Source organism: Bacillus sp. FSL K6-6038 (assembly GCF_038050455.1).
GTDB classification, from domain to species: Bacteria; Bacillota; Bacilli; order Bacillales; family Bacillaceae_G; genus Bacillus_A; species Bacillus_A pseudomycoides.
The window spans coordinates 227,042-249,194 of record NZ_JBBOUH010000001.1 but is presented as its reverse complement, the minus strand read 5'-3'; the positions used below and the strand labels follow the sequence as shown (position 1 = coordinate 249,194).

Sequence of the window (22,153 nt, the reverse complement as noted above, 5' to 3'; positions counted from 1 at the left end):
TTGTCTAGCATCTAAAATAAAAATTGACGTTTCACGTTGTTTGTTTCGTTCAGTTTTCAAAGAACTTGTTTGCCGCTCATTTGCGACTTCCTTATGTTAACACTTTCATGTTTCAATGTCAACTAAGTTTTTTATTTCGTTTGTCGCATTCTGCGTTGTTGCATCGGCGACTTCTAATATATTACACACTTATCATTATAAAAGCAATACCTTTTTAAAATACAATTCAAATTCCCCATTAAATATAGAAGATAAGGCTTTAATCCGTTAGATTTCTTTATCCTCACTTAAATTTAACCATCACTTATCCACGCATAACATTTAGATAGGAAGGCTCCCTATTCAAGCTACAATCAATGTATCCCCATACAGTATTCCAATATTTCTCCGAATCTATTTTTTCAGCTTCTCCATGACCTGCACCTGGCACAATCAATTTCTCTTTTTCCACCTTTGTAGCATTATACACTTCATCCAACATTTCAAAAGGAACAAATGTATCTGCATCTCCATGGATAAACAACATCGGAGTTTTACTTTTTGCAACTTGCTTGACGGCCGATCCCTCATTCAAGTCATAACCAGCACGGAGTTTTGTAATTGTATTCGCCGCATTCATAACAGGGAATTTTGGTAAATGAAATAGATCTTTTAATTGATACGTGAATTCATCTATAACAGACGAATAACCACAATCTTCAATAATAACCTTAACATTGGCAGGTAACTCTTCTCCGGAAGTCATCATAACAGTTGCGCCTCCCATAGAAATACCGAACAGAGCTATTTCCGCCTGCGGATCTTTCTTTAATACATACTGAATCCACTGCGTAACATCCTTACGATCATGCCATCCCATACCAATATAATCACCTTGACTATTGCCATGACCACGAAGATCAGGTGCTACTACACTATAACCCTTTTCATAAAAATGGCGAATGTATTTTGTCATTTCCGAGGCCCTTCCATTATATCCGTGAACCACGATTGACCATTTATGACTAGATTCCCGATTACGATATTCATAGCCAGTTAGTTTCAAATTATCAAAAGAACGTATAGGCGTCGTACTTGGTTGATGTTTTGATAAGAATTCTGTATTTTTCATTTCATCAGTGGCTACTACGTTACCCGATACAGTTACGGTTTTCTTTAAATGAGGGTTTCCCTCTAAAAATTCTTTTTCTTATTTCGCATTTAGCGCATAGTTATAAAAGTAGTTCCCAACTAGCATATACGCAATAACTAGGAGGAGTAAAACTACTATTGTAACAATACTTATTTTCTTCATTCTTTGAATCCTTTCTCTACGATGTATATTTTAAAAATACCTTATATTACATTATATCAAATTCGAATATAATGCCCTCATACTTCATCAAGATTTTTACTAATCTAGAATAGTAAGTCTCCTTAAAATTTACAATCGAGAAAAAGAAGCGAATAACAAAGAAAAAACTATTCATAGTAATGCGCAAGTAACAAACTTTCCTTAACAAAATAGTCACTATGAATATTTTGTTAAGGAAAACAATATTATGTTTTAATCGCCCTATTATATAACTAGTTCGACTTCTTTCTTTTCTAATGAATCCATATGCCTATTCGTTATAGTTTCCTAATATTGAATCTATTATAGATACAACATTAGGAAACTTTGAAATCCAAATACTACAGATTATTTTTAATGAATTTGAATTATAACGGAAAACATTTGAACCTTATACCCTAGAAGAGTCTATTTATTGTACTCTACCAGACGATCTATTAGATATCTATAAAAATCTTAAAGAAGACATCTTATTATATGAGAAGAACGAATTCAACAAAGCTACTTAGCATTGGAAATTTCTTTTAGAGGCTCAATAAGGTTCACATACTGTGCAATATGCACATTACATTTCGAAAAATTTTATTAAAGATCTTCAATAAGCTAAAAACACAAAAAAGACGAGTCATTCTGACTCGTCTAAGGTTGCTTGGCGACGTCCTACTCTCACAGGGACAAGGTCCCAACTACCATCGGCGCTAGAGAGCTTAACTTCCGTGTTCGGTATGGGAACGGGTGTGACCTCTCTGCCATCATCACCAAACTATTGAAGGCATATTCCTTCAAAACTAGATAACATTTGCTTCATATTATATGGTTAAGTCCTCGATCTATTAGTATTCGTCAGCTCCACATGTCACCATGCTTCCACCTCGAACCTATCAACCTGATCATCTTTCAGGGATCTTACTAGCTTACGCTATGGGAAATCTCATCTTGAGGGGGGCTTCATGCTTAGATGCTTTCAGCACTTATCCCTTCCGCACATAGCTACCCAGCTATGCCCTTGGCAGAACAACTGGTACACCAGCGGTGCGTCCATCCCGGTCCTCTCGTACTAAGGACAGCTCCTCTCAAATTTCCTACGCCCACGACGGATAGGGACCGAACTGTCTCACGACGTTCTGAACCCAGCTCGCGTACCGCTTTAATGGGCGAACAGCCCAACCCTTGGGACCGACTACAGCCCCAGGATGCGATGAGCCGACATCGAGGTGCCAAACCTCCCCGTCGATGTGGACTCTTGGGGGAGATAAGCCTGTTATCCCCGGGGTAGCTTTTATCCGTTGAGCGATGGCCCTTCCATGCGGAACCACCGGATCACTAAGCCCGACTTTCGTCCCTGCTCGACTTGTAGGTCTCGCAGTCAAGCTCCCTTATGCCTTTGCACTCTACGAATGATTTCCAACCATTCTGAGGGAACCTTTGGGCGCCTCCGTTACACTTTAGGAGGCGACCGCCCCAGTCAAACTGCCCACCTGACACTGTCTCCCGGGTCGATAAGACCCGTAGGTTAGAATTTCAATACAGTCAGGGCGGTATCCCACCAGCGCCTCCACCGAAGCTAGCGCTCCGGCTTCAAAGGCTCCCGCCTATCCTGTACAAACTGTACCAAAATTCAATATCAGGCTACAGTAAAGCTCCACGGGGTCTTTCCGTCCTGTCGCGGGTAACCTGCATCTTCACAGGTACTATAATTTCACCGAGTCTCTGGTTGAGACAGTGCCCAAATCGTTACACCTTTCGTGCGGGTCGGAACTTACCCGACAAGGAATTTCGCTACCTTAGGACCGTTATAGTTACGGCCGCCGTTTACTGGGGCTTCAGTTCAGAGCTTCGCTTACGCTAACCCCTCTCCTTAACCTTCCAGCACCGGGCAGGTGTCAGCCCCTATACTTCGCCTTACGGCTTCGCAGAGACCTGTGTTTTTGCTAAACAGTCGCTTGGGCCTATTCACTGCGGCTTTCCGTTAAGAAAGCACCCCTTCTCCCGAAGTTACGGGGTCATTTTGCCGAGTTCCTTAACCAGAGTTCTCTCGCACACCTTAGGATTCTCTCCTCGCCTACCTGTGTCGGTTTGCGGTACAGGCACCTTTTATCTCGCTAGAAGCTTTTCTTGGCAGCGGGGAATCAAAGACTTCGCTCCATAAGGAGCTTCCCCATCACAGCTCAGCCTTCACGATAAGCGGATTTGCCTACTTATCAGCCTAACTGCTTGGACGTGCACAACCAATCGCACGCTTCTTCTATCCTTCTGCGTCCCTCCATTGCTCAAACGATAAAGAGGTGGTACAGGAATATCAACCTGTTGTCCATCGCCTACGCCTGTCGGCCTCGGCTTAGGTCCTGACTAACCCTGAGCGGACGAGCCTTCCTCAGGAAACCTTAGGCATTCGGTGGACGGGATTCTCACCCGTCTTTCGCTACTCATACCGGCATTCTCACTTCTAAGCGCTCCACCAGTCCTTACGGTCTGACTTCACTGCCCTTAGAACGCTCCCCTACCACTGATACCATAGGTATCAATTCGCAGCTTCGGTGGTGTATTTAGCCCCGGTACATTTTCGGCGCAGAGTCACTCGACTAGTGAGCTATTACGCACTCTTTAAATGGTGGCTGCTTCTAAGCCAACATCCTAGTTGTCTAAGCAACTCCACATCCTTTTCCACTTAATACACACTTTGGGACCTTAGCTGGCGATCTGGGCTGTTTCCCTCTTGACTACGGATCTTATCACTCGCAGTCTGACTCCTAAGGATAAGTCATTGGCATTCGGAGTTTGACTGAATTCGGTAATCCGATGAGGACCCCTAGTTCAATCAGTGCTCTACCTCCAAGACTCTTACACTTAAGGCTAGCCCTAAAGCTATTTCGGGGAGAACCAGCTATCTCCAGGTTCGATTGGAATTTCTCCGCTACCCACACCTCATCCCCGCACTTTTCAACGTGCGTGGGTTCGGGCCTCCATTCAGTGTTACCTGAACTTCACCCTGGACATGGGTAGATCACCTGGTTTCGGGTCTACGACCACGTACTAAACGCCCTATTCAGACTCGCTTTCGCTACGGCTCCGCCTCTTCAGCTTAACCTCGCACGGGATCGTAACTCGCCGGTTCATTCTACAAAAGGCACGCCATCACCCATTAACGGGCTCTGACTATTTGTAGGCACACGGTTTCAGGATCTCTTTCACTCCCCTTCCGGGGTGCTTTTCACCTTTCCCTCACGGTACTGGTTCACTATCGATCACTAGGTAGTATTTAGCCTTGGGAGATGGTCCTCCCAGATTCCGACGGAATTTCACGTGTTCCGCCGTACTCAGGATACATTCAAGAGAGAACGAAGTTTCGACTACGGGGTTGTTACCCTCTGTGACGAGCCTTTCCAGGCTGCTTCGTCTACCTCGTTCCTTTGTAACTCCGTATAGAATGTCCTACAACCCCAAGAGGCAAGCCTCTTGGTTTGGGCTAGATTCCGTTTCGCTCGCCGCTACTCAGGAAATCGCATTTGCTTTCTCTTCCTCCAGGTACTTAGATGTTTCAGTTCCCTGGGTCTGTCTTCCTTACCCTATGTATTCAGGTAAGGATACCATACCATTACGTATGGTGGGTTTCCCCATTCGGAAATCTTCGGATCAAAGCTTACTTACAGCTCCCCGAAGCATATCGGCGTTAGTCCCGTCCTTCATCGACTCCTAGTGTCAAGGCATCCACCGTGCGCCCTTTCTAACTTAACCAAACTAAAATTAAAAAAATATGAGCTACACTGTTATCTAGTTTTCAAAGAACATACATTTATTTCTGAGAGATAGTTCTCTCAAAACTGAACAAAACGAAACACGGAAACTTATATTGATGAACAGCGTTCATCAATTCTCCATAGAAAGGAGGTGATCCAGCCGCACCTTCCGATACGGCTACCTTGTTACGACTTCACCCCAATCATCTGTCCCACCTTAGGCGGCTGGCTCCAAAAAGGTTACCCCACCGACTTCGGGTGTTACAAACTCTCGTGGTGTGACGGGCGGTGTGTACAAGGCCCGGGAACGTATTCACCGCGGCATGCTGATCCGCGATTACTAGCGATTCCAGCTTCATGTAGGCGAGTTGCAGCCTACAATCCGAACTGAGAACGGTTTTATGAGATTAGCTCCACCTCGCGGTCTTGCAGCTCTTTGTACCGTCCATTGTAGCACGTGTGTAGCCCAGGTCATAAGGGGCATGATGATTTGACGTCATCCCCACCTTCCTCCGGTTTGTCACCGGCAGTCACCTTAGAGTGCCCAACTTAATGATGGCAACTAAGATCAAGGGTTGCGCTCGTTGCGGGACTTAACCCAACATCTCACGACACGAGCTGACGACAACCATGCACCACCTGTCACTCTGCCCCCGAAGGGGAAGCCCTATCTCTAGGGTTGTCAGAGGATGTCAAGACCTGGTAAGGTTCTTCGCGTTGCTTCGAATTAAACCACATGCTCCACCGCTTGTGCGGGCCCCCGTCAATTCCTTTGAGTTTCAGCCTTGCGGCCGTACTCCCCAGGCGGAGTGCTTAATGCGTTAACTTCAGCACTAAAGGGCGGAAACCCTCTAACACTTAGCACTCATCGTTTACGGCGTGGACTACCAGGGTATCTAATCCTGTTTGCTCCCCACGCTTTCGCGCCTCAGTGTCAGTTACAGACCAGAAAGTCGCCTTCGCCACTGGTGTTCCTCCATATCTCTACGCATTTCACCGCTACACATGGAATTCCACTTTCCTCTTCTGCACTCAAGTCTCCCAGTTTCCAATGACCCTCCACGGTTGAGCCGTGGGCTTTCACATCAGACTTAAGAAACCACCTGCGCGCGCTTTACGCCCAATAATTCCGGATAACGCTTGCCACCTACGTATTACCGCGGCTGCTGGCACGTAGTTAGCCGTGGCTTTCTGGTTAGGTACCGTCAAGGTGCCAGCTTATTCAACTAGCACTTGTTCTTCCCTAACAACAGAGTTTTACGACCCGAAAGCCTTCATCACTCACGCGGCGTTGCTCCGTCAGACTTTCGTCCATTGCGGAAGATTCCCTACTGCTGCCTCCCGTAGGAGTCTGGGCCGTGTCTCAGTCCCAGTGTGGCCGATCACCCTCTCAGGTCGGCTACGCATCGTTGCCTTGGTGAGCCGTTACCTCACCAACTAGCTAATGCGACGCGGGTCCATCCATAAGTGACAGCCGAAGCCGCCTTTGAATTTCGCACCATGCGGTGCAAAATGTTATCCGGTATTAGCCCCGGTTTCCCGGAGTTATCCCAGTCTTATGGGCAGGTTACCCACGTGTTACTCACCCGTCCGCCGCTAACTTCATAAGAGCAAGCTCTTAATCCATTCGCTCGACTTGCATGTATTAGGCACGCCGCCAGCGTTCATCCTGAGCCAGGATCAAACTCTCCAATAAAGTTAGTTTGTCTAGCATCTAAAATAAAAATTGACGTTTCACGTTGTTTGTTTCGTTCAGTTTTCAAAGAACTTGTTTGCCGCTCATTCGCGACTCCCTTATGCTAACACTTTCATGTTTCAATGCCAACTAAGTTTTTTTATTTCATTTGTCGCGTTTTGTGTTGTTGCTATCGGCGACTCATATAATATTACACTTCATTTATATAAACGTCAATATGTTTTTCTAAAAAATATAAAGAAGGCTTATTCCTTATAAACAAGCCTTCCTCTTCCATAACTCTCTCTTTATTTACTTTTCTTCTATAATTGGTAGTGAAACGATAAACTGAATAATTCCATCCTCATATTCTGCTCGAATTTCTCCCCCTTGTAATTCAACAATACTTTTAGCAATTGCTAATCCGAGTCCCGATCCTTCCGTTACTCTACTTCTAGATTGATCTTTCTTATAGAAGCGTTCAAACAAGTTCCCTAACTCTTCCTTTGTAAACTCTTCACTATGGTTCGCAACCGTAATTTGTATATTCCGGCGTTGTCTTTGAAGGGAAACCTTAATCTCTCCATCATCTTTACTATATTTAATAGCATTCATTAATAGATTCTCAAATACACGGACCATCTTCTCTGAATCAATCGCAGCATACACACGTTCTTTAGGAAACTGCTTCACGAGTATAAGTCCTTCTTCTTCAGCCTGTGGTACTAGCTCTTCTATTAATTGCTCCAGAAGTTCGGTTATACACACTTCTTGCTTTTCTAATACCATCTTTTCATTTGTTAACTTTGTATACTCAAATAAATCTTCTATTAAATTCTTTAACTGCTCAGATTTCGAGAAAGCAATTCTCACATATTCATTGTGCTGTTCTTTACTTTCATATTTTGAATCCTGTAATAAACGCAAATAACCCATAATAGATGTAAGTGGCGTTCGCAAGTCATGAGATACATTTGTAATCAATTCATTCTTTTGCTTCTCTATTCTTCTTTCTTTTTCTATGTTGGAAAATAATTCTTTTGCCATCTGATTCATATTCACAGCTAGCAAACTTAATTCATCTTGCCCCTTCTGCGGAATTCTATATTGCAGGTTACCTTTTGCGATTTCTTTTACACCTTCCGCCATCGCCTCAACTTGCCTCATCTTTCTTTTAGTTATATAAAAGAAAGAAAATAAAAAAATAACAAAGCCAATCAAAAATGGAAACGGCCCATCATTCTGTACTACTCTAATATTCCCTTGCGGTATACCGCTTGCGATCATATACATATTTTTCTCTTGAATTGTTAAAGGATAAAAAGTCGTAAATTCTTTACGCTCTCTTTCGATTTCATTATCTATTACATTTTTTTGATATTCATATTGAGAGCGATTTATTTTGAAACTCATTATATTACGAATAGTACTATGAAGATTAACTTGTTCTTCCTGAGCATCTTTTGTCTTATATATAACTTTTCCATTCTCATCTACAATTAACACTTTTAATTCACCTTGATACTCCGGACGTTCAAAAACTTCTTGGACGTTAACATCAGCACCTTCTCTTGTAATAACCTCGGCAAGTCTTTCAGCAGTTGCATCAATTCCTCGCATACCAGATGAATAATCAATTACAGAGTATGTATTTATTCCTTGAAAAAACGGAGATGATGTCCACACTCCTATTACACCCAACAAAATACAGAAAGCAAACGTAGTTATCAGTTGTACACGTAAACTCTTTTGTACTCCCCTTATTACTTTATATATTATTTTTTTAAAAGTTCGATTCATCCAACCAATTGACCTAAATATGTTTTTAATTATCTTTCTCAATCTTATATCCCACTCCCCATACTGTTTTTATATATATTGGCTTTCTCGGATTCTCTTCAGTCTTCTCACGTATTTTTCGAATATGCACCATGACGGTATTATCAGATTGGAAAGATCGTTCATTCCAAACCTTTTCATAAATTTGTTCTGCACTAAAGACCATCTCTGGATTACGAGCTAGTAACTCCAAAATCGAAAATTCCCTCGGAGTTAGTTTCACTTCTTCATTTTCTACAACAACTTTGTGGGTTGAAACGTTTATTTTCATATTCCCGATTTCAATTTCATTCTCATTTTGGACAATAAATCCATTCATTTTTATATATCGACGAAGCTGCGATTTTATTCTCGCTATCAATTCTAACGGATTGAAAGGTTTCGTTACATAATCGTCCGCTCCTGTTGTTAGCCCTAAAATTTTATCCATATCTTGCGTTTTCGCAGACAACATAATAATTGGCATCTCTTTCGCTTCTCTTATTTTCATACACATATGAATACCATCAATTTTCGGCATCATAATATCCAATACAACTAAATGCACTTCATTTTTCTCTAATATATATAAACCCTCTGCTCCATCCTCTGCCTGTAGCACCTTATATCCTTCATTCTTTAAATAAATCGTAATTAAATCCCGAATTTCTTTTTCATCATCTACAACCAGTATTGTTTCGTGTCCCACAATATCTCCCCCATAGCTTTTTCATTCCCTAACTTCTATTATAAGAAAACTTCTGAAGAAAAACGGAACGAAATCCTTAAGATTTTCTGAAGACGCAAAAAAGGTCTAGACTCCCCTTAGTCTAGACCTTTCAAAAACCCCTTTATTTACGAACGTAGATAAAATATAGTACGAATAAAACTCCCATTACATACATAATTGGATGAATTTCTTTACGACGACCACTTACAACCATTGTAATTGGATAGAAGATAAATCCAATTGCTATTCCTGTTGCAATACTATACGTAAGTGGCATAGAAATAATCGTAAAGAATGCTGGTACTGCAATCTCGAATTTCTTCCAATCAATTTCTCCTAGAGACGAAACCATCAAAATCCCTACAATAATTAAAGCCGGTGCCGTTACAGACGCTGTCACAACACTTAATAATGGCGAAAAGAAAAGTGCTAACAAGAAAAATCCGGCTGTTACAACTGCTGTAAATCCTGAACGCCCTCCTGCTGCTACCCCTGCAGACGATTCAATGTAAGACGTTGTCGTAGATGTCCCAAGAATCGCACCAATTACAGTTGCAATTGCATCTGCAAATAATGCTTTTCCCGCACGTGGTAATTTATTGTTCTTCATTAACCCAGCTTGATTCGCAACTGCTACAAGTGTACCCGCTGTATCAAAGAAATCAATGAAGAAGAACGTTATAATAACAATTCCCATTTGAACAGTGAAGATATCTCCGAAGTGCTGGAACGCCACGCCGAACGTAGGTTCTAAACTAGGAATTGCACCAACGACAGCTTTTGGTGTATCAATTAATCCTGTTGCTACTCCAAGGATCGCTGTAAGAATCATTCCGTAGAAAACAGCACCGTTTATTTTTTTAATCATTAGAATGATTGTAATCACTACACCGAAAATCGCAAGTAATGTTGTGCCCTTTGTTAAATCCCCCAATCCAACAAGAACCGCATCATTCTTCACAATAATTCCTGCATTTTGAAAACCAAGAAAGGCGATAAACAAACCAATTCCTGCTGCTACTGCAAACTTCAACTCTAATGGAATGGCATTAATAATTTTTTCGCGAATACCAGAAGCAGTAAGAATAATAAAGATAATACCTGACATTAAAGTTCCGGCAATCGCTGTTTGCCACGGAATCCCCATCGTTAACACCGCTGTATAAGCAAAGAATGCATTGATTCCCATTCCTGGCGCTAAGGCAATTGGATATTTTGCGAAAATCCCCATAATCAGTGACCCAATTGCAGCCGCTAATGCAGTGGCAACAAAGACCGCTCCCGGATCCATTCCGGTTCCTGCTGGTAACCCTTTAATGTTTCCCAGTGACAGTGTAGCAGGATTGACAAATAGTACATAAGCCATAGATAAAAATGTCGTTAACCCTGCAATGAACTCTGTTTTATAATTTGTACCGAGCTCATCGAACTGAAAATAACGTTTCATTCTACGTTTCCCCCGTTATATGATTACTCGTCGTAACCCTCCCTAGCCCTCTTTTATCTATAAAAATAAAAAAGGCTTCCATTGCATATACATGGAAGCGTTCTGTAAATAAAGGCAGATTTCCCCTTACCTTTATAAAAACGCCTCGTAGTCAAGCCATTTACGGTAGCTAGGTAGAAACTTTCGGGCCATATCCCCGATATTATACGACGGCTGTAATATTCATTTTTTCGTATCAATTACATACTCATATTAACTCACATATAGGTGTATGTCAATTTAAAAACGAACATTTTTATACAATTTTTATTTTTCGTTCGTATAAACAACAAAAAAGACCCATCTATGCATAAAATCATAGATGGGTCTTCTTTTAAACGAATAAACCTATTCTATTCCCACTCAATTGTTGCTGGTGGCTTACTCGTTACATCATACACGATACGGTTAACGTGTTTTACTTCGTTTACGATACGTACAGAGATTTTCTCTAATACATCCCAAGGGATACGTGCCCAATCTGCTGTCATACCATCGATTGATGTTACTGCACGGATACCTACTGTGTAATCGTAAGTACGCTCGTCACCCATAACACCTACGCTACGCATGCCAGGAAGTGCAGTGAAGTATTGCCAAATTTCACGATCTAAGCCAGCTTTTTGGATTTCCTCACGTAAAATCGCATCGGATTCACGAACGATTTCTAATTTTTCTTCTGTGATTTCGCCTAATACACGGATACCAAGTCCTGGACCCGGGAACGGTTGACGCCATACGATTTCATCAGGAATTCCTAGTTCTGATCCTAATACACGTACTTCATCCTTAAATAGAGTGTTTAAAGGCTCAATTAATTTGAACTGCATATCTTCTGGAAGTCCACCAACGTTATGGTGAGATTTAATTGTTTGTGCAGTTGCTGTACCACTTTCAACAATATCTGTGTACAGTGTACCTTGTGCTAAGAAGTCCATTCCTTCTAATCTAGAAGCTTCATCATCAAATACGTAAATAAATTCATTACCAATGATTTTGCGTTTTTGTTCTGGATCTTCTACACCTTTTAACTTGTTCATGAAGCGTTCTTTTGCATCCACTTTAATAACGTTCATGTGGAAGCCTTCGCTAAATGTTTTCATAACACCTTCCGCTTCACCTTTACGAAGTAAACCATGGTCAACGAAAATACATGTTAATTGGTCACCGATTGCTTTATGGATTAATACTGCTACAACAGAAGAGTCTACACCGCCACTAAGTGCGCATAGTACTTTTTTATCGCCAACAGTTTCACGGATTTTTTCTAATTCTACTTCAATAAAGTTCTCCATGTTCCAACCTTCAGAACAGCCACATACGCCGAATACGAAGTTTTTGATTAAATCATTACCGTGCTCAGAATGACGTACTTCTGGATGGAATTGTACACCGTATAAGTTTTTTGCTTCATTGCTCATACCAGCAATTGGACAAGACTCACTTGTTGCATCTACTACGAATCCTTCTGGTAAACCAGTTACTAAGTCACCATGACTCATCCATACAACTTGCTCTTCTGGAAGGTTCGCATATAATTTTGATCCGTTCTCTACTTTAAGAACTGCTTTTCCGTACTCACGATGGTTTGCACGTTCTACTTTTCCACCAAAGTGTTTTGTCATAAGCTGCATACCGTAACAAATACCAAAAATCGGTAATCCTAATTCAAAGATTTTTTCATCACAGTGGAATGCATTTTCACCATATACACTATTCGGTCCACCAGAGAAAATAATCCCTTTTGGATTCATTGCTTTAATTTCTTCTGCAGTAATTGTATGTGGATGAAGTTCACTGTATACACCGAACTCACGAATTCGACGTGCAATTAACTGATTGTACTGACTCCCAAAATCTAAAACGATAATTGTATCGTGCTGTTTCTTCAAAATAATCACCCCAACGTTAGTTCTGTATATAAATATTTTCACCAATTTGGCAAAAAGCATTACCAATATAATAAAAAAAGCCAGTCCTCCGCCCTCAGTCTCATAACAAAGAAAAGGCAGAGGTCTGGCTTTATAAAGATAGTATCCCGCTCTTTATAAATATAAGACACACTGCCTTCATAGTCAGGTTGTTTACGGTAACCCGGTAGAGACTCTCAAACCATATCATTGAGGATATATGAAGGATTGTTTTATATTATCTTCCTAGATTCTAACAATGAAGTATCAATACGGTCAAGAGAGAAAGCGACAAAATTCTACAGAAATTATTTTCTTTATCCCAAGAAACCTTTATTCCTATATTTTTTTGTCCCATAACAAAAAACATTCACCCCTATATAGAGATGAATGTTTCTTTGGCGAATGAAATTACATCATTCCGCCCATACCGCCCATGCCCATGCCGCCCATGTCAGGCATTGCTGGTGCATTTGGTTCTGGCTTGTCAGCAACTACAGCTTCAGTTGTTAAGAACATAGCTGCAACAGATGCCGCGTTTTGAAGTGCAGAACGAGTTACTTTTGCTGGGTCTACGATACCAGACTCAAGCATGTTTACCCATTCGCCAGTTGCTGCGTTGAAACCAACGCCTACTTTTTCGCCTTTTAAGCGTTCTACAACAACGGATCCTTCTAGACCAGCGTTGATTGCGATTTGACGAACTGGCTCTTCTAATGCACGAAGTACAATGTTGATACCTGTTGCTTCGTCACCTTCAGCTGAAATAGAAGCTACTTTAGTGTATACGTTCATAAGTGAAGTACCACCACCTGCAACAATACCTTCTTCTACTGCTGCACGAGTTGAGTTAAGTGCATCTTCAATGCGAAGTTTGCGCTCTTTTAACTCAGTTTCAGTTGCTGCACCTACTTTAATTACTGCTACGCCTCCTGCAAGTTTAGCAAGACGCTCTTGTAATTTTTCACGATCGAATTCAGAAGTTGTTTCTTCTAATTGTGCACGGATTTGACCGATGCGAGCTTCGATTTGTTCTGTGTTACCTACACCTTCAACTACAGTTGTGTTTTCTTTCGTTACAACAACTTTGCCAGCGCGTCCTAAAGATGCAACTGTAGCTGATTTTAAGTCGCGTCCTAATTCTTCAGTGATCACTTCACCGCCAGTTAAGATCGCGATATCTTCTAGCATTGCTTTACGACGGTCACCAAATCCAGGAGCTTTAACAGCTACTACATTGAATGTACCACGAAGTTTGTTCACTACTAATGTAGCTAATGCTTCACCTTCTACATCTTCTGCAATGATAAGAAGTGGTTTACCTTGTTGTACCACTTGCTCTAACACTGGTAAGATTTCTTGAATGTTAGAAATCTTTTTGTCAGTGATTAAGATATATGGGTTATCAAGTACTGCTTCCATTTTGTCAGAATCAGTAATCATGTAAGGAGATGCATATCCACGATCAAATTGCATACCTTCTACTACATCTAATTCTGTTGTGAATCCTTTAGATTCTTCTAAAGTAATAACGCCGTCGTTACCAACGCGCTCCATTGCTTCTGCAATTAATTGACCTACTTCTTCGTCAGCTGATGAAATAGCAGCTACTTGTGCGATAGAAGATTTACCTTCGATTGGTTTAGAAATTGTTTTTAATTCTTCAATTGCTGTAACAACCGCTTTTTCGATACCTTTACGAAGACCCATTGGGTTCGCGCCAGCTGTTACGTTTTTTAAACCTTCACGAATCATAGCTTGTGCTAATACAGTTGCAGTTGTTGTTCCGTCACCAGCTACGTCATTTGTTTTGCTAGCAACTTCTGCTACTAATTTTGCACCCATGTTTTCGAAAGCATCTTCTAATTCGATTTCTTTCGCAATTGTTACACCATCATTTGTAATAAGTGGTGAACCGAATTTTTTCTCAAGTACAACGTTACGACCTTTTGGTCCAAGCGTTACTTTTACTGCGTTTGCAAGAGTGTCGACACCGCGAAGCATCGAACGACGTGCTTCTTCACTAAATTTAATATCTTTTGCCATAATAATTGACCCCCTTGGATTTTTAAAATGTATATAATTAACCGATAATTGCTAAAATGTCACTTTCACGTAAAATCAAGTAGTCTGTACCTTCATATTTCACTTCAGTACCTGCATATTTTGAGAAGATGATAAGATCACCTGCTGCTACCTCTAAAGCAACACGCTCACCATTTTCAAGCACTCGACCAGTACCTACTGCAATAACTTTACCCTCTTGTGGTTTTTCTTTTGCAGTGTCTGGTAATACAATACCACTTGCTGTTTTTTCTTCTGCTTGAACAAGCTCAATTACAACGCGATCACCTAATGGCTTTAGCATGAACAATAACCTCCTCATTTTTCTATGTAAATTTTCTTTATTAGCACTCAACGACCTCGAGTGCTAACACACTTATAATAATAAATAATCTAATTTTCTTTTGCAAGTAAAAAAATCATAATTTTTTCGCAAATTGCTATATAAACTTTTTTTATATAACTTCCTAAGAAAAATCATTCTGTTATCGCTGCAACCATTCTCGCGAAAGCCTTATATATATGAATCGGCGTTTTCACTTATCGTATGTTACAATATGGAAGATGCCATAAGTTGTTTTCTCTATAGGTACAGCTTTTTCCTGTCTCCTATTTCATTTTCAAAGAAAGATTTACAAAAAAATCATAATATGAATGGTTATTACGTATCCCCGGCTGGATGTTTACATGTTATCCCGCCTTATCTCATAAACTAGAGTTAGAAAGGATGGTTAACCAATTTGAAAAAACAATATTGGTGGATTATAGTTACATACATTCTTATGCAATTATCAGGTATTGTTGGATTACCGCTTCTTTTGAAAACCGGACTATATGATAATAGGGGGTTCACCAGAGAAGAAAAAATGCAGCTACTGACTGGTCACTGGGCAATTATTAGCTTTTTCATTGCATTATGTATTGTACTTTTACTACTTCGAACAGATATTCGCGAAAGTCGTTTCGATACAAAACGCGCCAGTATTCCTGCCACAATCGGTTGGATCTTTATCGGTTTCTTTTTAGCTTTCTTTTCTCAAACAATTGCAGGCACAATCGAAATGCGTTTATTGGGCATTAAACCTGGATCTGAGAACACAGCTCGCTTGATGGAAATAGCACGGACCACCCCATGGTTCCTTATTGTTATATCAATAATAGGGCCTATTTTAGAGGAAATTGTCTTTAGAAAAATTTTATTTGGTACATTATATAAGAAATTCAACTTCTTTATCGCTGCTATTATTAGCTCACTTGTATTTGCAGCAATTCACTTTGATTTTACACACTTATTGGTATACACTTCCATGGGGCTTGTATTCGCCTTTTTATATGTAAAAACAAAGCGAATTATCGTTCCTATTATGGCACATGTTGCGATGAATACATTAGTTGCAATAGCCCAAGTACTAGTAAGTAACGAACAAATACAAGAAATGATTAAAGAAGCAGAAAAAATGCAAGGATTTATCGGAGGATTTTAAATATGAGGAACTCACCATTGTTCATGGCAGCACTGTATTTCCTTCTTGGTTGTGTCTTTACACGTTTCGCAATTACGAACGTTACAGATACAATTTGGAACTTTGGGACACTGCTGTTTGCTGCTATGGCAACAATTGATTTTAATTTGGCACTTCGACTTATCTTAGTCAAATTTACAAAGAAAAAGCAACAATAAAACGCAGAGGGATTTCCTCTGCGTTTTATTGTGGATAATTTTTCAAAAAATAAACGAGTGTTTGTAATTCTACAGCTAAATCAATATGGTGAATTCTTATATTTTCTGAAACATTTAATCGTGCTGGTGTGAAATTTAAAATTCCGTGTATATTTGTTTCGGCCAATCGATCTGCTACAGCCTGTGCAACAGTAGCAGGTACTGTTAATATTGCCACTTGTATATCATTTGTTAAACGCTCTTCTAATTCATCTAAATGATATACAGGAATTCCTCCGATTTCTTTTCCAACTTTCTCTTCATTGACATCAAATGCCATTTCAATCTTTGTATTATTATTTTTGGTGAAATTGTAATGTAAGAAAGCGGTCCCTAAATTACCCACTCCAATAAGTGCTACACGTGTTATATCATCTTGATCAAGCGTTTCTCGGAAGAATGATAGTAAATAATTCACATTATATCCATATCCCTTTTTCCCTAACGCTCCAAAATATGAAAAATCTCTCCGAATTGTTGCTGAATCTACCTTTACAGCTTCACTCAATTCAGCCGATGAAACACGCTGCTTACCAGAAAGAGATAAGTTTTGGATAAATCGATAGTATAGAGGCAATCGTTTGGCAGTGGCCTGTGGAATCTTTTGCTGATCCATATAACCTCTCCTCTCTTCCTATCTTTGTTCACAGATTTAAAACAAATACAGAAGTTTAGCACTTATGACTTTCCTTGTATAATAGAGAGAAGACTTCTCTCTTATTTTAAACTATACACTATTTTTAGTATGATTGAGAAATATAAACATGGCAAAGTTAAGAAATTATTTGAGGTGAAAACATTGATTTTATTACAAGTGAATGGGCTTTCAAAATTATACGGTGCTGAAACAATTCTTGCAAACATTAAATTGGAAGTTCAAACAAAAGATCGCATTGCACTAGTTGGTCGAAATGGTGCTGGAAAATCTACATTATTAAAAATAATTGCCGGTGAATTATCTCACGATGGTGGAGAAATTATAAAACCAAAAGATGTTTCAATTGGATACTTGGCCCAAAATACTGGTTTAGAAACTTCTTTAACAATTTGGGATGAAATGCTTACTGTCTTTACTCATCTGCAGCAAATGGAAAAGAAGCTTCGAAGGTTAGAGCTAGACATGGGTAAGGAAGAGAACTTTTCAAATGCTGCTACGTACGAAAAATTACTCGCTGATTATGATCAATTACAGTTAGACTACAAAGATCAAGGTGGTTATCAATATGAAGCTGATATTCGCTCCATTTTAAGTGGACTTGGTTTTCCGGTTGAAACACACCAAACAACGATTTCTACGTTAAGTGGTGGACAGAAAACAAGACTTGCTCTTGGGAAACTACTGCTAACAAAACCAGACTTACTCATCTTGGACGAACCAACAAACCATTTAGATATCGATACATTAACATGGCTTGAACAATATTTACAAGGCTATCCTGGAGCTATTTTAATCGTTTCCCACGATCGCTACTTTTTAGACAAGCTTGTTACACAAGTATATGAAATTTCTAATAAAGAAAGCAGACGATATGTTGGTAACTACAGTAAATATTTAGATTTAAAAGCTGCACTACATGAGCAGGAAATGAAGCGTTATGAGAAACAACAAGAGGAAATTGCTAAACTAGAAGACTTTGTCCAAAAGAACATTGCCCGTGCATCTACAACAAAACGTGCACAAAGTCGTCGGAAGCAGTTAGACAGAATGGAATTACTAACTAGACCATTAGGTGATTCTAAATCAGCATCCTTCCACTTTGATATCGAAAAACAAAGCGGAAACGATGTATTACAAATAAAGGATGTTTCAATTGGATATGACAAAGAACCGATTATTGAACATGTAAATATGCGCTTAACCCGCGGTGATAGTGTCGCACTAGTTGGTCCAAATGGTATTGGGAAATCTACATTATTAAAATCAATTGTGAATAAATTAAAGACGTTAAGCGGTGAAGTTTCTTTCGGTTCAAATGTATCTATTGGATATTATGATCAAGAACAGGCAAACTTAACATCATCTAAGCGTGTTTTAAACGAACTATGGGATGATTATCCGCTAGAGTCAGAAAAAGAAATTCGCACGATACTCGGTAACTTTTTATTCACAGGGGACGATGTATTAAAGCCAGTATCTTCCTTAAGTGGTGGTCAAAAAGCACGATTAGCTCTAGCAAAATTGATGATGCAAAAATCTAATTTACTGATTCTCGATGAGCCAACAAACCATCTCGATTTAAATAGTAAAGAGATTTTAGAAAATGCCTTAATTGATTATCCTGGGACTCTTTTATTCGTTTCCCATGATCGCTATTTCATTAACCGTGTCACAACTACAGTTGTTGAGTTATCAACAGGTGGTGCACAAGAATATTTAGGTGACTATGACTACTATATTGAAAAGAAAAATGAAATGATTGAACGTGCGGAATTTGAACAACAAGAAGAGGAGGCACCAGTCAAAAAAACTATCGCTCAAGAAAAATTAAATTACCTTGAAGAAAAAGAACGTAAGAAGTCAGAACGCCAACGCATCCGAAAGATTGAAGAAATTGAACAAAACATTGCAAATTTAGAAGAAGAAATTGAACAATTAGAAGAGGAGCTTTGTCTGCCTGAAGTATATGCTGACTACGAACGAGCTAGTGAGATTACAACAGCAAAGCAAACAAAACAAGAAAAATTAGAGCAGTTTATGGCAGAATGGGAAGAGTTACATGTATAACCCTTATATATTTATATGATAAAAACAAGGTAGTTGAAAGCCATTCAACTACCTTGTTTATTTTTCAATACAAAAGATTATGGTCGAAGGTCTGACCTCAATAGTGTTATCCACAACCTTATGCACATATCCACCTTTATCATATAAACACAAAAATAACTTTTCCACATTATCCACAGATCACAAAAAAATTATACACATTTAATATTCACAATAAAACCCATATTATCAACAGATAATATGGGTTTTATCCACAAGTTGTGGTTAATTATGTGTATAACTATGCTTCAATATCTAATCCTGGATTTGCATTTAAAGCCAATGTTGCACGTTTTCCTTGCTCATATGCAATAGTTCCTGCTGCTGCAATCATTGCTGCATTATCTGTGCATAAAGATAACGGTGGAATAATGAGCTCGATTTCTTCTTTTTTTGCAAACTCTTCCTCTAAACGTGCACGAAGTCCTTTATTCGCTGCAACGCCACCAGCGAGAAGCACTTGTTTTACATCATACGCTTCTGCAGCACGTGCTGCTTTTGTTACTAGTACATCTATTACACTCGCTTGGAAGCTAGCTGCTAAATCTTCTGGTGCGATTTCTTCTCCACGTTGTTTTGCGTTATGCACAGTGTTGATAACTGCTGATTTCAGTCCACTAAAGCTAAAATCATACGAATCTGGTTCTAACCATGCACGTGGTAAATCAATCGTTGGTTGTCCTTCATGAGCAAGACGGTCAATATGAGGACCACCTGGATATGGCATAGATAATGTACGTGCAACTTTATCATATGCTTCTCCTGCCGCATCATCTCTCGTTTCGCCAATTACTTCAAACGAACCATGCTCTTTCATATAAACAAGCTCTGTATGCCCGCCAGACACAACAAGTGACAACAAAGGGAATTGTAGTTCTTTTACTAAGCGATTCGCGTAAATATGCCCAGCAATATGATGAACACCAACAAGAGGAATATTATGAGCAAAGGCAACTGCTTTAGCTGCATTTACACCAATTAAAAGTGCCCCTACTAAACCTGGCCCTTCCGTCACAGCAATTGCATCAATATCTTCAAATGTAATGTTCGCTTCCTTTAATGCTTCTTCTAATACAACTGTAATTTGTTCTACATGATGACGAGATGCAATTTCCGGCACAACTCCGCCAAAACGCTTATGGCTCTCAATCTGTGAAGCAACAATATTTGCCACTATTTCTGTTCCATTTTTAACAACCGCTACAGCCGTTTCATCACAGCTCGTTTCAATACCAAGTATAATCGTATTTTTTTCCATTATATATTCACCCACATTACAAGACCATCTTCATAATTGTCTGTATAGTATCGTTTACGAATCCCACCATTTTGGAATCCATACTTTCGGTATAACTGCTTCGCTACTTCATTTGACACTCGTACTTCAAGTGTCATCGTTTTTGCTCCCATTTCTTTTGCCTGATCCATTACTTCTTTCAGCAAAGCATCTCCAAGTTTTTGACCGCGATATTCTGGCAAAATGGCTATGTTCGTAATATGTGATTCATCAATAATAATCCACAATCCACAGTATCCAATTACCACACCATCTTTTTCAATTACGACATAATGTGCATATTCATTCATCGTCAATTCACGATAAAATGCATCAGCAGTCCAAGGAGTTGGGAATGACGCTTCTTCAATTACTATAATTTGAGCAATATCATCAGTCGTCATCTTTCTAAATGTAATATCCATTTTGATAACCCCTATTTTTTTTGACTTTCTAGCCATTTTGCTTCTGCTTCTGCTAAACGGAGGTAGCTCGGAACAAATGTATGCACACTTTGCTCCTCTTTTTGTAATCCTAAAAATGCTAACTCACTTGGTCTTGGGTTGTTCTTTGTAAAAGAAGCAAACACAGCTCGATCTCCTAAATATTCTACAATCGTTTCTTTATGTTGTTCTACATCATTGCCGATAAATAAAACAGGTTGCCCCTTATCTTTTAACATCTGTAACCAATCAATAATAAGAATAATTCGATCCTCTTCTACAGAAGATAACTGCTCTTCTTTATATGTATACAAGCCCGTATAAATTTGTCCGCGACGTCCATCAAACAATGGACAAATAACCCCTTGGAAATTCGCTCCATTCGCAGCCACTACTTCTAAGCTAGACACACCGACAATCGGTATTTGCAACGACCAAGCTAATGTTTTTGCAACAGTCACACCAATTCGAACTCCTGTATAAGATCCAGGACCAGCCGCTACGATGATTTTATCTAGCTCTTTCGGCTTTATATTACATTCCTTCAGAAGTTGTTCTACAGCCGGCATAAGGCGTACAGAATGATTTTTGGTTAAATTCGTAATGATTTCTCCGACAACAGTATTTCCATCAATAAGAGAAATCCCCATTACATAATTTGAAGTATCAATTGCTAGTACTTTCATCTTGTAATAGCTCCTCACATAATCTAATATAGCGTTCACCACCTGGCTCTAACACAATTTTTCTTGTATCATCACCTGTATGGAACAAGCTTATTTTTAATTTCTCATTTGGCAGAAAAGATTCAATTAAATGAGCCCATTCTACTACTGTTATACCTTCACCATAAAAATACTCATCAAACCCTAAATCTTCTTCACTTTCCGCTAAACGATACACATCCATATGATATAGCGGTAATCTCCCTTTGTACTCTTTAATAATATTGAATGTCGGACTATTTACAACTCGTTTCACACCAAGGCCTTTTGCAAGACCTTTCGTAAACGTTGTCTTGCCAGCACCAAGATCGCCTTCTAAAACAAGTACATCTTGTTCCCTAACAAGTTGTCCTAGCCTTTCTGATAAGTTCTGTGTCTCTTCAGAAGAAGTTGTCGTTATTTCATATTTATTCAAAGGTTTCACCTACCTTACTCACAATATTCTCTGCTCTTTATTATACAGATTTTTTCA

The 22,153-nt window shown here is 39.5% G+C and carries 14 protein-coding genes, 3 rRNA genes, 1 pseudogene and 2 riboswitches; of the genes and pseudogenes, 3 read left to right on the top strand and 15 right to left on the bottom strand.

All coding sequences use genetic code 11. The annotated features are described in order from the left end of the window. Positions 1-304: 304 nt before the first annotated feature. From NSQ40_RS01460 to groES, 10 genes and pseudogenes are all read right to left on the bottom strand, one after another. Positions 305-1,294, bottom strand: a pseudogene (locus NSQ40_RS01460) (alpha/beta hydrolase). Positions 1,295-1,980: 686 nt separating this feature from the next. Next, positions 1,981-2,096, bottom strand: a 5S ribosomal RNA gene (rrf, locus tag NSQ40_RS01455). 50 nt (positions 2,097-2,146) lie between these two features. Continuing rightward, positions 2,147-5,068, bottom strand: a 23S ribosomal RNA gene (locus NSQ40_RS01450). A gap of 146 nt (positions 5,069-5,214) precedes the next feature. Next, a 16S ribosomal RNA gene (locus NSQ40_RS01445) occupies positions 5,215-6,766 on the bottom strand. Together the 16S, 23S and 5S rRNA genes form the textbook arrangement of a ribosomal RNA operon. 291 nt (positions 6,767-7,057) lie before the next feature. Further along, the gene (locus NSQ40_RS01440) at positions 7,058-8,545 is read right to left on the bottom strand and encodes a sensor histidine kinase (protein ID WP_050780597.1); all 1,488 of its coding nucleotides are present in this window, start codon (positions 8,543-8,545) and stop codon (positions 7,058-7,060) included. 25 nt (positions 8,546-8,570) lie between these two features. Then, on the bottom strand, positions 8,571-9,272 hold the full coding sequence (locus NSQ40_RS01435; RefSeq protein ID WP_098159273.1) for a response regulator transcription factor: 702 nt from the start codon (positions 9,270-9,272) through the stop codon (positions 8,571-8,573). A 142-nt stretch (positions 9,273-9,414) separates the two neighbouring features. After that, on the bottom strand, positions 9,415-10,740 hold the full coding sequence (locus tag NSQ40_RS01430; protein WP_003194563.1) for an NCS2 family permease: 1,326 nt from the start codon (positions 10,738-10,740) through the stop codon (positions 9,415-9,417). A gap of 128 nt (positions 10,741-10,868) precedes the next feature. Continuing rightward, positions 10,869-10,971, bottom strand: a riboswitch (purine riboswitch). A gap of 161 nt (positions 10,972-11,132) precedes the next feature. Beyond that, entirely contained in the window at positions 11,133-12,671 is a 1,539-nt protein-coding gene (gene guaA / locus NSQ40_RS01425) for a glutamine-hydrolyzing GMP synthase (RefSeq protein ID WP_018783542.1), read from the bottom strand. A 160-nt stretch (positions 12,672-12,831) separates the two neighbouring features. Further along, positions 12,832-12,933, bottom strand: a riboswitch (purine riboswitch). A 167-nt stretch (positions 12,934-13,100) separates the two neighbouring features. Then, positions 13,101-14,735, bottom strand: a complete 1,635-nt coding sequence (groL, locus tag NSQ40_RS01420; protein ID WP_003194560.1) for a chaperonin GroEL — start codon at positions 14,733-14,735, stop codon at positions 13,101-13,103. Between the two features lie 37 nt (positions 14,736-14,772). Further along, entirely contained in the window at positions 14,773-15,057 is a 285-nt protein-coding gene (gene groES / locus NSQ40_RS01415) for a co-chaperone GroES (RefSeq protein WP_000917305.1), read from the bottom strand. 436 nt (positions 15,058-15,493) lie between these two features. Here groES and NSQ40_RS01410 point away from each other — a divergent pair, with 436 nt between their 5' ends. Beyond that, a complete protein-coding gene (locus NSQ40_RS01410; RefSeq protein WP_016117047.1) occupies positions 15,494-16,237 on the top strand; it encodes a CPBP family intramembrane glutamic endopeptidase in 744 nt (247 codons plus the stop codon). Between the two features lie 2 nt (positions 16,238-16,239). Next, positions 16,240-16,434, top strand: a complete 195-nt coding sequence (locus NSQ40_RS01405; RefSeq protein ID WP_016117046.1) for a YdiK family protein — start codon at positions 16,240-16,242, stop codon at positions 16,432-16,434. 25 nt (positions 16,435-16,459) lie between these two features. On the opposite strand, the gene NSQ40_RS01400 is transcribed toward NSQ40_RS01405, so the two are convergent. After that, the gene (locus NSQ40_RS01400) at positions 16,460-17,089 is read right to left on the bottom strand and encodes a redox-sensing transcriptional repressor Rex (RefSeq protein ID WP_003205609.1); all 630 of its coding nucleotides are present in this window, start codon (positions 17,087-17,089) and stop codon (positions 16,460-16,462) included. Between the two features lie 183 nt (positions 17,090-17,272). Between NSQ40_RS01400 and NSQ40_RS01395 the strand changes: the two genes are divergently transcribed. Then, complete coding sequence (locus NSQ40_RS01395; protein ID WP_218012137.1) at positions 17,273-19,198, top strand: ABC-F family ATP-binding cassette domain-containing protein; 1,926 nt, start codon at positions 17,273-17,275, stop codon at positions 19,196-19,198. Positions 19,199-19,478: 280 nt separating this feature from the next. Here NSQ40_RS01395 and tsaD read toward each other — a convergent pair whose 3' ends face one another. The 4 genes from tsaD to tsaE are packed head-to-tail and all read right to left on the bottom strand — an operon-like array spanning position 19,479 to position 22,096. Then, positions 19,479-20,495: a tRNA (adenosine(37)-N6)-threonylcarbamoyltransferase complex transferase subunit TsaD gene (tsaD, locus tag NSQ40_RS01390; RefSeq protein ID WP_003194551.1), complete on the bottom strand. Its 1,017-nt coding sequence runs from the start codon at positions 20,493-20,495 to the stop codon at positions 19,479-19,481. Continuing rightward, positions 20,495-20,938: a ribosomal protein S18-alanine N-acetyltransferase gene (gene rimI, locus NSQ40_RS01385; protein WP_003205607.1), complete on the bottom strand. Its 444-nt coding sequence runs from the start codon at positions 20,936-20,938 to the stop codon at positions 20,495-20,497. The genes tsaD and rimI overlap by 1 nt, the downstream gene beginning before the upstream one ends. Before the next feature lie 11 nt (positions 20,939-20,949). Then, positions 20,950-21,642, bottom strand: coding sequence for a tRNA (adenosine(37)-N6)-threonylcarbamoyltransferase complex dimerization subunit type 1 TsaB (gene tsaB / locus NSQ40_RS01380; RefSeq protein WP_018783544.1), 693 nt, complete (start codon positions 21,640-21,642; stop codon positions 20,950-20,952). Beyond that, positions 21,623-22,096 (bottom strand): tRNA (adenosine(37)-N6)-threonylcarbamoyltransferase complex ATPase subunit type 1 TsaE, encoded by a 474-nt coding sequence (gene tsaE / locus NSQ40_RS01375; RefSeq protein ID WP_033795828.1) that lies wholly within the window; start codon positions 22,094-22,096, stop codon positions 21,623-21,625. Before tsaE ends, tsaB begins: the two co-directional genes overlap by 20 nt. Positions 22,097-22,153 lie beyond the last annotated feature (57 nt).

Bases quoted from the DNA above. Each gene is read 5' to 3' on its own strand.
- NSQ40_RS01440 (WP_050780597.1), bottom strand. From the start codon at position 8,545: ATGAATCGAACTTTTAAAAAAATAATATATAAAGTAATAAGGGGAGTA.
- NSQ40_RS01430 (WP_003194563.1), bottom strand. From the start codon at position 10,740: ATGAAACGTTATTTTCAGTTCGATGAGCTCGGTACAAATTATAAAACA.
- groL (WP_003194560.1), bottom strand. From the start codon at position 14,735: ATGGCAAAAGATATTAAATTTAGTGAAGAAGCACGTCGTTCGATGCTT.
- groES (WP_000917305.1), bottom strand. From the start codon at position 15,057: ATGCTAAAGCCATTAGGTGATCGCGTTGTAATTGAGCTTGTTCAAGCA.
- NSQ40_RS01405 (WP_016117046.1), top strand. From the start codon at position 16,240: ATGAGGAACTCACCATTGTTCATGGCAGCACTGTATTTCCTTCTTGGT.
- NSQ40_RS01400 (WP_003205609.1), bottom strand. From the start codon at position 17,089: ATGGATCAGCAAAAGATTCCACAGGCCACTGCCAAACGATTGCCTCTA.
- tsaD (WP_003194551.1), bottom strand. From the start codon at position 20,495: ATGGAAAAAAATACGATTATACTTGGTATTGAAACGAGCTGTGATGAA.
- rimI (WP_003205607.1), bottom strand. From the start codon at position 20,938: ATGGATATTACATTTAGAAAGATGACGACTGATGATATTGCTCAAATT.
- tsaB (WP_018783544.1), bottom strand. From the start codon at position 21,642: ATGAAAGTACTAGCAATTGATACTTCAAATTATGTAATGGGGATTTCT.